General features: G+C 37.1%; 12 protein-coding genes. 4 read left to right on the forward strand and 8 right to left on the reverse strand.

Going from position 1 to position 14,424, the window contains the following annotated elements:
- Positions 1 to 135 precede the first annotated feature (135 nt).
- The gene (locus JR347_RS09455) at positions 136 to 891 is read left to right on the forward strand and encodes a TMEM175 family protein (protein ID WP_205720358.1); all 756 of its coding nucleotides are present in this window, start codon (positions 136 to 138) and stop codon (positions 889 to 891) included.
- Here JR347_RS09455 and JR347_RS09460 read toward each other — a convergent pair.
- From JR347_RS09460 to JR347_RS09475, 4 genes are read right to left on the reverse strand one after another with little or no spacing between them, the layout of a single operon-like run.
- Positions 880 to 1,959, reverse strand: coding sequence for an adenylate/guanylate cyclase domain-containing protein (locus JR347_RS09460; RefSeq protein WP_205720359.1), 1,080 nt, complete (start codon positions 1,957 to 1,959; stop codon positions 880 to 882). The genes JR347_RS09455 and JR347_RS09460 overlap by 12 nt on opposite strands.
- 9 nt (positions 1,960 to 1,968) lie before the next feature.
- On the reverse strand, positions 1,969 to 2,814 hold the full coding sequence (locus JR347_RS09465; RefSeq protein WP_205720360.1) for a 1,4-dihydroxy-2-naphthoyl-CoA synthase: 846 nt from the start codon (positions 2,812 to 2,814) through the stop codon (positions 1,969 to 1,971).
- Between the two features lie 45 nt (positions 2,815 to 2,859).
- A complete protein-coding gene (locus JR347_RS09470; protein ID WP_205720361.1) occupies positions 2,860 to 3,357 on the reverse strand; it encodes a GNAT family N-acetyltransferase in 498 nt (165 codons plus the stop codon).
- Complete coding sequence (locus JR347_RS09475) at positions 3,350 to 4,822, reverse strand: FAD-binding domain-containing protein (RefSeq protein WP_205720362.1); 1,473 nt, start codon at positions 4,820 to 4,822, stop codon at positions 3,350 to 3,352. Before JR347_RS09475 ends, JR347_RS09470 begins: the two co-directional genes overlap by 8 nt.
- A 79-nt stretch (positions 4,823 to 4,901) precedes the next feature.
- Here JR347_RS09475 and JR347_RS09480 point away from each other — a divergent pair, with 79 nt between their 5' ends.
- Both JR347_RS09480 and JR347_RS09485 read left to right on the forward strand, forming a co-directional pair.
- Positions 4,902 to 5,477 carry a TetR/AcrR family transcriptional regulator gene (locus JR347_RS09480; RefSeq protein ID WP_205720363.1) on the forward strand — a complete coding sequence of 192 codons (576 nt, stop codon included), beginning with the start codon at positions 4,902 to 4,904 and terminating at the stop codon, positions 5,475 to 5,477.
- 124 nt (positions 5,478 to 5,601) lie between these two features.
- Positions 5,602 to 6,372 carry an SDR family oxidoreductase gene (locus tag JR347_RS09485; protein ID WP_205720364.1) on the forward strand — a complete coding sequence of 257 codons (771 nt, stop codon included), beginning with the start codon at positions 5,602 to 5,604 and terminating at the stop codon, positions 6,370 to 6,372.
- Between the two features lie 136 nt (positions 6,373 to 6,508).
- Here the strand turns inward: JR347_RS09485 and JR347_RS09490 are convergent, their stop codons facing one another.
- The 4 genes from JR347_RS09490 to JR347_RS09505 all read right to left on the reverse strand — a co-directional run bounded on the left by JR347_RS09490 (position 6,509) and on the right by JR347_RS09505 (position 12,305).
- Positions 6,509 to 8,695 carry a DUF3857 domain-containing protein gene (locus tag JR347_RS09490; protein WP_205720365.1) on the reverse strand — a complete coding sequence of 729 codons (2,187 nt, stop codon included), beginning with the start codon at positions 8,693 to 8,695 and terminating at the stop codon, positions 6,509 to 6,511.
- Positions 8,664 to 10,565, reverse strand: a complete 1,902-nt coding sequence (locus tag JR347_RS09495) for a transglutaminase-like domain-containing protein (RefSeq protein WP_205720366.1) — start codon at positions 10,563 to 10,565, stop codon at positions 8,664 to 8,666. Before JR347_RS09495 ends, JR347_RS09490 begins: the two co-directional genes overlap by 32 nt.
- 240 nt (positions 10,566 to 10,805) lie before the next feature.
- Complete coding sequence (locus JR347_RS09500; RefSeq protein WP_205720367.1) at positions 10,806 to 11,786, reverse strand: SDR family NAD(P)-dependent oxidoreductase; 981 nt, start codon at positions 11,784 to 11,786, stop codon at positions 10,806 to 10,808.
- A 69-nt stretch (positions 11,787 to 11,855) separates the two neighbouring features.
- The gene (locus JR347_RS09505; RefSeq protein WP_205720368.1) at positions 11,856 to 12,305 is read right to left on the reverse strand and encodes a KTSC domain-containing protein; all 450 of its coding nucleotides are present in this window, start codon (positions 12,303 to 12,305) and stop codon (positions 11,856 to 11,858) included.
- Between the two features lie 133 nt (positions 12,306 to 12,438).
- Here JR347_RS09505 and JR347_RS09510 point away from each other — a divergent pair, with 133 nt between their 5' ends.
- Entirely contained in the window at positions 12,439 to 14,220 is a 1,782-nt protein-coding gene (locus JR347_RS09510; protein ID WP_205720369.1) for an acyl-CoA dehydrogenase, read from the forward strand.
- The last annotated feature ends 204 nt before the right edge of the window (positions 14,221 to 14,424 follow it).

The following is a 14,424-nucleotide window of genomic DNA, read 5'->3' on the forward strand; positions in this document are numbered from 1 at the left end:
AAGCGATCTGGGCGATAAACACTATGTTCTGAGATTGCTTCGCTGCTGCTCGCTATAACCAGATATTTTGATAGTATTGATGGCTCAGAAATTATTAAAGTTTTGTTGCATTTGAATTAATCACTATTTTCAACAATGCGACAATCTTTAAAAGGCACTGACTTTGGCATGAACCCTGAGTTTAAAAACAGGGGAGAAGAGCAAACCAGAATTGAAACATTTAGTGATGCAGTGTTTGCATTGGCCGTAACATTACTTGTTTTATCTTCTTCAGTTCCCGAAACATTTAAAGAGTTAGTAGATTCCTTTTCGAATATTGTTCCCTTTGGGATATGTATCATACTACTGATGATTATCTGGTATCAGCATTATATTTTCTTTATCAGATATGGCTTCAGAGATGTTAAAATTGTGGCTATCAATGCTTTACTTCTCTTCCTAATTCTCATATATGTATACCCACTCAAATTTCTATTTACTATACTTTACCAGATAAACGTTGCATTAATTACGAGGGATCAGAATTTGATCGACTATACGTTCACAGAAATGATAGCATTAGATGAAACTGACTCTTTGATGATTATTTATGGCTTTGGTGCTGCTGCTGTCTTTATCGTGCTTGGGCTTATGTATTTGATTGCTTTCAATCGCAGACATGCACTTGAGTTATCGCCAATCGAAGTCTTTCATACGAAAACAAGCATGTACGATAATTTTATAATGGCTAGTATTCCTCTATTATCAGTTTTTATTGCAATGATTGGAGGCAAGTACTCATTTATGTTAAGTGGTTTTACCTACTGGTTGTACTCTTTGGTAATGCCATTATTTAACACTTGGCGTAATAGGCGAAAGAAAAAATTGTTTGGTAGTCCTTCAGAAGGATAGCGTACTTAGCTCCACTTTAGATTCCTTACCTCTTAGTTCAATAAAACCTATTGGGCGAGCATTAAAATTATGTTTGATGATACTCAGCAAGTCGTTAGAAATAAGAAAATCTACTTTGTACACATTACACAAGCCCTGAATTCTTGAAGCTGTATTGAGAACATCTCCGGAGAAAGTTATATCTCTTTTAATGATGCCAACTTCACCGGCCGTTACTTCACCAAAATGGATGCCTGCTTTAAATTCAGGAATTAGATCATATTTGGCCATGTACTTTTCTTTCTTTCCCTGAATGGTTTTACGCATATCAAAATAGCAATTGAGGCAATTGGCATTTTTGATTCCATTTCTTACTGGCCAACTGATTACTATTTCATCGCCTACATATTGATACACTTCACCATGGTTTGAAATAATGTCATCAGTAATATCTGAGAAGAAATCCTTCAAGAGCTCATAATATTTATTATTACCCAGTTTTTCTGCAATGGTGGTCGATGAGCGGATATCAACAAACATAAAAATGCGTTCTTCCTGCACAGCTACGTGGTATTTTCCGATGATTATTTTCCAGAGTGTGCCATGGCCGAATTTATCGTTTATGATAAGAATAAATTGAGTGAGGAAGGTTACCACGATCCAAAACATGATGTTTTTAATATGGTTAAAATCCACCATGTATGCGTAATAAGCAGATCTGCCATAAGGCGAGCCAAGTTCCACGCCAATTACCATGGGTAGATACACCACACCTAGGATGGCTGTGATAAAGAGAACGATGACAAAAAAGGATATTAAGACAGCAAAGATGCTGTGTGAATAGGGTTTGTCTCGCAGCTTTTCATTTACATAGAACACAAGCCAGGCTCCTCCTAAAACGGAGCCCATGAATGCTGCGGAAACATGAAATAGAAGTGAATCAGTAAAGCTGTAGTATTCCGAAGGTCCTTTTGAAAAATCAGTAAAAAGGGCAAGGTGATCATAAACGGCTAGCCAAATTCCAATGAAAATCCATGCGATAATTATTATCCCCCATTTCTGACATTGGATTTTTAGCTTCTGATTCACGACATAGTTTTAATTGGAAACCCTTGGGAATTTACTAAAATCAGGTTTTCTTTTCTCCAAAAAGGCGTTTCTTCCTTCTTTGGCTTCTTCCGTCATATACGCTAGACGAGTGGCCTCACCAGCAAACACCTGCTGGCCAACCATACCATCGTCAGTTAAGTTGAAGGCAAACTTTAGCATACGAATAGACATAGGCGACTTTGCTAAAATTTCCTGAGCCCATTCATAAGCAGTATCCTCTAATTCGTTATGTGGAACAACGGCATTAACCATGCCCATATCATACGCCTCTTGTGCAGAATAGTTTCTACCTAAATAGAAGATTTCCCTGGCACGCTTTTGACCTACCATTTTAGCCAGATAAGCAGACCCATACCCTCCATCAAAACTGGTAACATCAGCATCGGTTTGCTTAAAAATGGCATGTTCTTTACTTGCTAACGTTAAATCGCACACAACATGTAAGCTATGGCCACCACCAACTGCCCAACCTGAAACAACTGCTATTACGGGCTTGGTCATAAAGCGAATTAAGCGCTGAACCTCCAGTATGTTTAAGCGACCAACACCACCATCATCAACATATCCTGATTCGCCTCTGGCTCTCTGATCACCTCCGGAGCAAAATGAATAAACACCATCTTTTGGTGAAGGTCCTTCCGATGAAAGAAGTACTACACCAATAGAGCTGTCCTCTTTTGCATCGGAAAATGCATCATACAATTCCGCGGTGGTTTTCGGTCTGAATGCATTTCTTACCTCTGGCCTGTTAAAGGCTATTCTGGCCACAGCACCAGATTTCTTATAGGTAATATCAGTATATTCTTTAGCTATTTTCCAATTCGCTTTTTCCATGTTTTAATGATTTTTTAAACATGGTAAAGCTAATGAATATTGATTTTATGAATCTGTTAATTGCAGTTCAAATAACAGGTCTTTAGTAGGAATTTTTTGTGTGCTGGTACCAAAACCTAATTTCTTAATCAGTTTTTGAGAGGCTAAATTGTTGGTGGAGGTAATGGCGTAAACGGTTTTAAGGTTCAGTTTTTTGGCTTGTTGGATAACAGCCACTGAAGCTTCATAACTAAAACCCTTACCCATATATTCCGGAAGAATAGCAAAGCCAATATCAGGCGCATCTAAATAATCACGCGTGAATAGGCCGCATACTCCAATAGGTTCCTTTGTTTTGTTTAAAACTACAAGGTATGGACCAAAACCATACTTTTCATATCTTTCAATAGCCCATGATTGAATAAAGGTTTTTGCAGAATGGATGTCGTGCACATTTCTGTTGCCAATATGCTGTAACCAGCCTGCGCTATTGACCAGCTTTTGAATGAATAAAGCATCATCAAAAGATATTTTTCTAAGTGTGAGATTTTGAGTATTAAGCATTTTTACGGCCCGGAATCACATGTTTCGCCAAGATGCGCTTTTTTTCATCTTTCACCAATTCATTTTTTCTGTGGCTCCAAATCTTTTGTCTGGCATGTTTAGATGCTTCTTTCTGATCAACCAATGGAAGATAGTATTCTTGTGCCGGATAAAAGTTTGATAGCTGCTGATCCAAGGTAGTCATGAGCCAGGGTTCGTGGATAAATTGTTCCGGACATTCTTTTAATTCGGGTACCCATCGTTTAATGAATGTGCCTTGCGGGTCATGATCTTTTGATTGCTTAATAGGATTGTAAATTCGAATAGTGTTTGTGCCAGTGACTCCAGCTTGCATTTGAATTTGAGGAAAATGGATGCCGGGCTCAAAATCTAAGAATTGCTGTGCCAAATGAGGAGTAACATCTTGCCAAGGAAGCCATAGCAAGTGAGTAGCAAAAGATGTTAGCATCGCTCGCATCCGAAAATTGATGTAGCCTGTTTCATTGAGACAGCGCATACAGGCATCAACCAATGGGTAGCCAGTTTTGCCGGATTTCCATGCATTCAACTTTTCATTAGACGAGTGTTTCGCTAATGTGCGATAGCCTTTATTTACGGAATCGAATTCCATACTACATTCACTTTCGAATTTTTGCATGAAATGACTGCGCCATCTTAACCTTGAGGAGACCGCTGAAATTTGAGATTTGTTCTTGCCCTCTTTTTTTAAATCTTGTAAAGCCTGATATACTTGCCGGATTGAAATATTACCCCAGGCCAGATAAGGAGATAACCGGCTGCAACTAGTTCTACTCATTTCCGGTTTGGAAATACCTCTTGAATACTCCTTGATACGGCTATAGGTAAATGACTTCAAAACTTTATGTGCTTGCAACTCGCCACCGACCTGAAAAGTATCTGCAATATGCGTTTTAGATAAGTTGGATTTGGATACTCTGCTGAGCCTATTAATTTGCTCTGAGGTGAAGAATGTAGTAGAAGCCATATCCACTCTATAAACTGGCTGCGACATAAACTTGTACCAATGCTTTGTCCACTGTTCGCGATTAGTTAAACCACGGATAATGCCGTTATCAGGATGTTCAATCCACTTGATATTGTTTTGAGTACAGTAAGCTTTAAACTCCAAATCACGATCAAAAGTGACCTTCACACCAACTTCTTCATGAGAGTGAATAGAATCAATTTGAATTTGACTACTTAACTTGTCAAACACATCAATAAAATCACCTCGCAACTTTAAAACCTCCGTATTAAAACTAGCGAGTTGTTTATCCAGCTCTTCTAACGATTGCTGGATAAATTGAAAATGCCTTTCGGAGTAATGATCATGATTTAATAGGATAGGCTCGTACACATATAGAAAAAGTATCGCCTTGCCCGACTTTGCTGCATCAAACAAGGCTGCGTGATCCCTCAAACGAAGGTCTCTCTTCAACCAGACAATTGTAACTGCTTCTGACACGCAGAGATAACAACTTAGCAGTTAATTGGTTAATCTTGATTTTTGAACTTATTTTTGTTTGAAACGTTTGTTTCAATATATGCCTAAGTCAGTACTATTTGATAGAGATAATGTAATTAGCAGAGTGACCGATCTTTTTTGGGAGAAGGGTTATAACGCTACCTCTATGCAGGATTTGGTAGATGCCACCGGGCTGAATAGATCAAGTATTTATAATACCTATGGTGATAAATACAACTTGTTTGTTGCCGCCTTGAAGCATTATCAGGCACAACAAAATGATTTATTGTCTACGGCTGCACAGAAATCCCAGTCACCTAAGAAGGCCATTGAGATGTTGTTCAACGCCACTTGGGAGCAATTGCATGAAGAACATAACAAGGGCTGTTTTTTATCTAATTGTGCTACCGAAATGAGTAATGCTGACCCAAAAATCAAAGGATTTCTTTCAGATAATAAGTGCGCTGTTGTAACTACATTTAAATCATTGATAGAACAAGCGCAGGATTCTGGTGAGATTGATTCTTCTAAAGATGCCGAGGTATTAGCGCATTATCTATTCTCCTCACTCCAGGGTTTAAGGGTTACTTCTATGATTGATGGCAACAAGAAACACATCAAAGGCATTGCAGATCAGGTGTTGTCTGTTCTTTAATATCTCTGTATATCAACGAGTTATAAAATAATTTCATTTTTATTTAATTTATTTGAAACAATCGTTTCAATATTGTTGTTATCTGAAACAAACGTTTCAAATAAAATTTTAAAACAACTTAACAATGGGAAAATTAGATAACCAGCCTGGCCGTCTGGCAGGCAAAGTGGCTTTAATAACTGGTGGAAATAGTGGAATTGGTTTAGCCACAGCAAAATTATTTGCTAAAGAAGGGGCAAAGGTAGTAATATCAGGCAGGAGAGAAGATGCACTAAAGGATGCTGTTGCACAAATTGGAAATGGCGCTGATTATGTACTAGCGGATGCAGCCATAGTGAGCTCAGCTAAAAAGGTAGTGGATGCTACAGTTGCTAAACACGGAAGAATAGATATTCTTTTCTTAAATGCTGGTGTTGCGTACTTCTTGCCAATTGATGCGATTGATGAAGATCACTTTGATACGCAATTCAATATTAATGTGAAGAATCCATTCTTTACAGTAAAAGAAGCATTGCCTCATTTACCAGAAGGTGCCGTAATCATTTCAAACACCTCAGTTGTAGGGCAAAAAGGCTTTGACGGCACGGGCGTTTACAGTGCGACAAAAGCAGCCTTGAGGTCACTAACAAGAGTATTAGCCAGTGAGTTGAAAGCTAAGAAAATCAGAACGGTTAGTGTAGCTCCTGGTCCGATAGAAACTCCAATTTACGGTAAACTAGGAATGCCTGAAGAAGCAGTGCAAGAAATGGGTGCAGGGTTTGCCAGCCAGGTTCCATTGGGAAGATTTGGCTCTGCTGATGAACTAGCGAATGCAGTATTGTTCTTAGCTTCTAATGATGGATCATTTGTAAATGGAGTGGAGCTAGAAGTTGATGGTGGATTGAGCCAGGTTTAAACTAAGAGCCAGAAAGGCCAATTATATAGATCGAAAAACCCACCCACTAGCTAGTGGATGGGTTTTATTTGTATCTGTTGAATCCTATTTTAATTCGTTGGCCTTTTAATTACATAATAAACTGTCAGACCAAGAATTAAATTTTTCTTAACAGAACTTTCTGTTGAGTAAATTTATAGGCTGCTTTTAAGAATTCCACCGTTAGTGGCCAATCTTCCTTCTTAACAAAATTACTCTTGTAGTCTTTAATAGTTCTAATTATAAGTTCATTGTTATCAATAGAAGCAAAGCTTCTAAATGAGCCAGTTTCATTATCAACATTAAAGTTTAATTCATCAAATCCTTGAAGTTCGTAACCCTCAGGTATTTTCATTTTAATGTCATATTTAAACTTTCTAGCATATGGTTGATAAACATCATATTCTCTATCCAGTTCATCATCACTAAGGTTTACCTGACCTTCAATAAGTTTTCCAATGTCGATGAGATAATTTTGCCCTACTTTCTTTACAGCGTCATTTGCTTCTATTTTAAAGGTATAAATGAATTTATCTTCGTTCTCTTTTCTTCCGGTTTGTTGAATGGACAAGTCTGTAACTTCCTTTATTTCAAATTGGTAATCATTCTTTGTCATGTTTAAGAGAACATCATAAATATTTTTCATTCTATTATCCATATAAGCACTCTTCTTAGCATACAGCTCTTTACGACTTGATCTTGCGAGACTTTCAATAAAATCATCCATTTCATAAGTTTTTCTTTCATCAGCAAGGTAGTCATAGACATCCATTAAATTTCTTTGAAAGAATGGCTTAGGATTACCATTAATTTCTTTCGTTACATTTAATATCAATTTATCTTCTTCCAAGTTTTCTAATTCAACTATACTTTCGGTGTAGGTTAAATTTTGCTCTGATTTTTCGGCAGGTACCATGGTCTTCGTTGCAAACCAATCCGAAACATTTTTTGTAGCATTAAAAGAGTAAACTTCTGTGTTTTGAAGGTCAGGAGTGATCATGCCTAAATTAGAAATCTCAGAACAATCACTTATGTAAAAGGGGCTTGAAGTATTTACCTTCATCATTACTGTTAATTCATTCTCGAGTATCAACTCGTCTATAGTAGAAATTGATCTTGGAACACCAATTAGAATTTCGTGTGGAATATTTTTTGATCTATAATAGTATGATAAATTATTGGCATCAGTAACGGTTAAATCTTGATTTGTTGAATTCTCAGATAGCATTCTGTATTCAGCAAATTTTACTTCATTCATGTTTCTGTAAGCATAATATCCTTTTCGAGCTAATACATTTAAATCACGGGTTTTTTTGTAATGTGATTTCATGTACTTTTTAAGTTCAGCCCCTTTATAACTTGTTCTTTCAAAAATGTATTTAATTAACTTTTCAAGTTCAGCTTTAGATACGTTGGATTTCAATTGACCTGGTTCACCTAGAAAGGTTGGTGAAACAGATGCCATCATAGATGACGCATAAGATACTTTGAATTTAACGGTTGGAAGCTGTCTGTTAGGATAAAACCATCTTAATTCTTTAATACTTTCTCTATTCTCATCCACTAAGGTGTACTGATTTTTGTCGCCTTTATAATCTTGAGTGAGCTGAAACTCTGGAGCACCGTTTGTGCTTTTTAAATTTATAAAACACCTTCTTAATACATCAAATGAGATTTTTTGCTTCAGAATGGGGTATTCGTCATTTAACTGAAAAATTATGGCATCGAAGTTATAAAGCTTAGTGTAGATTCTAATAGTGCGTTCTTCTGCTATGTAAAAATCAACAATATCTCCTATTTCCAAATTAGGTATGGCCAATTTATATGTATTATATCCCTGCCTTTCTATTTCTAATTTTTGTTTTACTGCATTTTCAATTGAGACCTCAATTTCTTCTCCATTTGGTTTAATAATTTTAAATCCTGGATAGATATCAATTTTCATGTCGCCATAATAACCACTTTCAGCAAAGCTGAATTCTGAGTATTTTTCAACAGCAGATTTATCAAGTAATTTGATTCTGTGGTGGAAAGATTTATCATAGTAAAGCTCATTAATAATCGGAGCTTTTCGGTAAGATAGATCATGAGTTTTGGCTATATAAACGGCAGATTCATTATTCCATTTTTCTGGTATTTCTGTTATTGTAAAATCTTTGCTGGGGTTATCCCACATTTTTGATTTTATTTCCTTAGCCTTTTCAGAATTGAAATTATCAGTTGCAAAAGATGTAGTTGAATAAATAATTAATCCTAAGAGAATTAATGTTGACTTAGTCTGCCGCTTCAAGTATGATTTGATCATTATAAAATTTATTGATTTGCTCAATTGTTGTATTCCAGTTGTTAAATTCTGTTTTAGGAAGAATAGGGTTTAATATTTTAATTTCTTTGCGATAGAATAGCTTATCATCTTCTTGTTCATATTTAAATTGAAAAGAATAATATTCATTCGAATAGGAGAAGTCTTTTGGAAGGTTAACAATCTTATATTCTCTTGGAACAATAAGGCTGTAGGTACATTTTTTAAATATTTTTTCTCCAAATGAAAAAGGAACTATACGATCATCTTTTATTTTTTCATTTTTAAAGTCTTCCGTAAAATCAAGGTCTATGTAAATTTCGTTTCCAAAACTGCTTAGATTGTCGTCTAATGCTGCTTCAAATTTTATGATAAATGGATTATTTCTATCCACAGCTGAATAGTCTATGAGTTTGAATTTGTCTGGTGATTGATTACCGCTGATTTCGGATTTAACAAAATCTTGTACCTCATCTTTTTTAGTATTATTGATATAATAGAGTAAATTTTTCTTCTTTTCACCATTGATTATCGTCTCACCTTTAACCATCAAAGCACCGTCAACTATGCTATAATTTATGGTAGACTTTTCCAAGTATTTATTAATTGGCTCAACAGGGATATTTAAAATTTTATAGTCATTGCCATTTTCAACCATAAGTTGTTTGCCTTGTATTCTTTCAGCATTGTATCCTATTTGATTGAATTTTTCTGTAGCATCTAAAACATATTCTTTTTCTCCAAGTTGAACTGAACAAACCATATGGTTATCAACAGCTAATGAAGGGATATCATAACTGTAAGGTATAGTTGATGTCCCTAGCCAAGCCAATTTAGCCTCATAGCCTGCAGAAATTAACATGCTTTTTAAAAGGTTTGCCATTCCTTTACAATCACCAAAACGATTATAAAACACCTTTTCAGCATCTTCTGGTTGAAATCCTGCTAAACCATCTTCAAAAGCAATGTATTTGATATTGTCTTGTACCCAATAATATATCGACTCGATTTTTTCTTTGTCCGTTGTTAAATCTTTCGTTATATCTTTTACTTTTTGTTCAATAGTGGTTGAGCGGTAGTTCAAGTTTTGAGTTAGCATTTTATACCATTTGTATAAATCATCAGTTGAACTTAAAATATTTACTGAAACACCATCTTCAACATATGACTTAGTAAGTATTAATAAATGAGGCAAGTAATGCAATCTGCCAGGAGCGTTATCTACAAACTTTGTCGATTCAAGATTCTTAAGATTATAAGTGTATTTATTTATTTCTCCTGAGCTTGTGGTTTTGTTAATTTCGTAGTTATCAAAATTAAATTCAGCTAGCTCAACATTAATATTCTTTGGGATTTCAAATATGATTTCACTCTCTAATGTCGGTGCATCTGAATGAAAGAAAGCCTTTGTAAGATATTTCAGGTCTTCATAAATTACTTCCGATTCAAAAACCAATGACCTTCCTCGAAGATTAAAGTCAATTTTGTATGCGCAAAATTGAGCGTCCGAGTAAAAGATTTCGCCAGATTTAACATGACCGCATGCCTTTTCGTAATCGTAGGATTTGTTTCTGTCAGTTTTTAGCGAAAAATCAGCAATTGAGCTATTATCATTGTAGCCAATCGACATTATATAAGTAACGTTATTTTTCAAAGCCAACAACTCAACTTTATCTTTCTTTTTGACCATCGGCTTATTGGTCTTTTTATCTATATAAAAGGTATAGGTGGCCAATGACTTTAAAATAACTAAGTCATCATCATATATTTTGCTAAGCTGAATTGCCTGATTAATTGATTCTTGATCAACTTTTTGAGCTATACTACTGAATGATAAGCTGAAGAGAATTAAGACTAATAAATAACGGTACACGGAATGCATTAATATTTTAAGGTTGCAATGTTAGTTAAATATTAAAACAGAGCCGAGAAAAATATGTATTTAACAATGATTTAGTGGCAAAGTACAATGTTGTTTATTGTAATACATAATTATGGAAGACAATTAGGAGTAGAAGTTGACTTAAGCCAGAATTATATCAAAAGTATTATAAGGCGATTTTCGCAAAGAGAAAAAGCCGCTAATAAAGTAGATGGCTTTTCTTATACCACCTCAAATCTCAAACTTCCCAACTGCCTTTTCACAACCTTCCCAATTTATTCTAATCGTATCAGCACTGTTGATATGCTCCTCAGGAGTAAGGATTTCCGGGAAGCCTTGCCAGCCCTGACCAGATGGACCATAAAAGTCACCGGATTTTGAACTAGGATCCATAGCAGCTCTGGTAATTCCTGCTGCTCCATCTTCAGCCGTTTGTGCATGTTGCATCAAATCAGAATCTTTTTCCATACCACCATCTTTGGCCGTAGTTACTTGAAGATTAGTTCTTGCTAATCCCGGATGAGCTAATAGTGGAAGTACATTGGTAATACCTGCTGCTTCCAGCTTTTCTTTCAGTCCATACGTAAAGCCGCAGTTGGCCAATTTGGTTTGTCTGTAACGCTCCCATCTAGGGCCCTGAAAGCTTTGACTTTCTTCATCAGTACCATCACCGCCAAGGTTGCCACCATTTTTACCAAAATATTCAGGCTTTAATTGCACACCCATTCTTGCCATAGAAGTGTGATTTACAATTCTGCCTTGCTTGCTTTTCTTAATCAATGGAAAGAGCTCTTTCGTCAATAGAAAATGAGAAATCACATTGGTTTGCATCTGCACATCATAGCCATCACCAGTCGCATAATCTTTCAGTGCCATCACACCTGCATTGTTTACCAATACATCAATGACATCATGTTTTGCCTTGATGGCTTCGACTGCTTTTCTAACGCTATCAAAATTTTGAAGATCACACGCCACGGCTTCGAATTTACCATTAGGTACTTCTTCTTGTAACTGCTTTAATGATTTAGCTGATCGGTCACTTTCACGATTGAGGAGGATAACGGAAGCTCCTTTTTTTGCTACTTCTCTGGCGCACACATAGCCCGTGCCACTCGTAGTACCTGTAATTGCTACTACTTTATTGGTCATGTCCTGAGAGTGATTTTTAATAACATCACCCAGATGCACTGTGTCTTTTTGATAACTCATAATCTATTTTAATAGTGGATGTATGATACACTACTAAAATTAATCAATTATGAGTAATGAAGGGTGTTATCAGGCTGCTACCTCAGCTCTTTTTGATTTTCTGTAAAGAAACGTATGAAAGATATTTCGCTTAGCAAATCGCAAAGGTTTATCAGCGTTCACGAATTTAATGTAAAGACTACGGGTTACACCAAAGTATTCGTACACACTGCCATCCTGGAAGGTAACTTCCAATGTTAGTCCTTTATGCTTAAAATCAGCGATACCTGATTCATTGATTGTCGCGTTGTATGCTTCCAAATTAGCCGCTTTGGTCTCAGGGGCGATGCTTACCAAAAAGTGATAGCCATCGATAATCTGCTGACTTTTTATCTCTGCTTCTGCTGCTAGTGGGTTTCCAGCTTGAAACTTATCAGGGTGCCATTCTTTCACCAAATTTCTGTAAGAAGTTTTAAGTTCTTTCAAGTCAATTGCTCCTGTTACATTAAAAAGTTTTTTGTATTCGTTGATACGTTTCATAGCTGTGCTTTCAAAATAAGTTGCAAAGCTAACCTTAATTATTGGGATAATAAGATATTCCCCGAAATTGGAAACACTAAGATTGGCAGATGAGAATGTATTGCTTAATTTAATACGTTAACCCCAAAACCCTATGCAATACTACGATCCGAAAACGCTGTCTTTCCTTTTGTCTAAAGTTCACCACCTTGACGAGCTGCTTAAGCATGAGCGCTATGCTGCTTATGATAAGGAATCTATTGATCTCCTCCTTGAGGCAGTTAAAGATTTTAGTGATACCTCACTTTTTCCTTACATAAAGGAGATGGACGAAAAGCCTTCTGTTTTTAAAGATGGAAGAGTAACTGTGCATGAGCAGTTTGGCCCGATACTGAAGAAGGCTGGTGAAATGGGTTTGGTAGGTGCTTTTATGGATGAAAAGGATGGTGGCGTTCAATTGCCGATAACGGTTTTTAATGCGCTGTACTTTATTATGGAGGCGGCTAATAATCATGTAACAGGTTATATGGGTTTGACAGCAGGCTCAGCCAACCTGATAGTAACGTTCGGATCTGAAGAGATCAAAAAGAAATTCGTGCCCAAGATGCTGGACTTGCAGTGGGGCGGTACCATGTGCCTTACAGAACCACAGGCCGGAAGCTCGCTTTCAGATATTACTTCTTCAGCCAAAGATTTGGGTGATGGATCATTTTCAATAAAAGGACAAAAGATATTTATCTCGGCTAGTGATCATCAGTTTGCGGATAACTTCATCCACCTGGTGCTGGCCAGATTGGAAGGCGCACCGGCAGGAACAAAAGGCGTTTCCTTATTTGCAGTGCCGCAGTATCGTGTAAATGATGACGGCAGCCTGGGAGATTACAATCATGTAGATGTAGTAGGGGAGTTTGAAAAGCTTGGACAGCGCGGGTATTGTACCAATCACCTTGCCTTTGGGGACAGTGGCGAGAGCATAGGGTATTTGGTTGGTGATGCCAATAAAGGGCTGAATTATATGTTTCAGATGATGAACGAAGCGCGTATAGCTACAGGCAGAATGGGAGCGGGGATTGCCTCAGCAGCGTATTATGCTTCTTTGCAATATGCCAAAGAAAGACCGCAAGGCCGTAAGCTTCAAAGCTCGGGTAAGAAAGATCCGAGCGAAGAGCAGACGTTGATCATCAACCACCCTGATGTAAAGCGCATGCTGCTCCACCAAAAAGCGATTGTAGAAGGCAGCTTAAGTCTGGTGATGCAATGTGCTTATTACATTGATAAACAGTTGACTACCGAGAGTAATGAGAAAAATAACTACCACTTATTGGCAGAAATACTGACTCCCATTGCTAAAACGTACCCTTCCGAAGCAGGTAAAGATGCTGTGGATACTGGTTTGCAGGTATTGGGTGGCTATGGCTATATGATGGACTTTATCCTGCAGCAGTATTATCGTGATATCCGAATTATCTCCATTTATGAGGGTACAACTGGCATACAGTCGTTGGACTTGCTGGGAAGAAAAGTGACCATGATGGAAGGTGCAGCTATGAAGCTGTTGGCTAAGGAGATTGAGAAAGTTATTGCTGCTGCTATGCAGCATGACCAGCTGAGTGGCTACGCACTTTCGTTAGGTGAGAATGCCAAGTTGATAGAGACGTGTATGACACACCTGTTGCCTTACGCTATGCAGGGCAACCATGAGCGCTACCTGGCAGATGCTACCATTTTTATGGACTTGTTTAGTACGGTAGTGATTGGCTGGCAGTGGCTGAAGATGGGATTAGCCGCCATGGCTGAAGATACAGCCTTCAAAGAAAGCAAGCTCCATACGCTGGACTACTTCTATAAATATGAGATGTCTCGCTGCCGCGGACTACAGAAAACTATCTGCCATGATTCTGATGTGATCGTGAATGTAGGGGTGGAGGTTTTTTAGAGTTTGAGTAACTTATTCTATTAAAACTTTGAATTCTTGCATACACCAACAGTGTCAATCCTAACTTTGTTAGTAGCCAAAGTATTTGAAAAATTCTAAACGCTTTTGTAAGATTGAACCTGCCCCCTTTTTTAGTCTCAAGTTTGATACAGTTTATATAGTTTGCTGTTTATTCAAGTATAGAAAATTTTTGACCGTCAGTAT

This window comes from Fulvivirga lutea, assembly GCF_017068455.1.
GTDB classification, from domain to species: domain Bacteria; phylum Bacteroidota; class Bacteroidia; order Cytophagales; family Cyclobacteriaceae; genus Fulvivirga; species Fulvivirga lutea.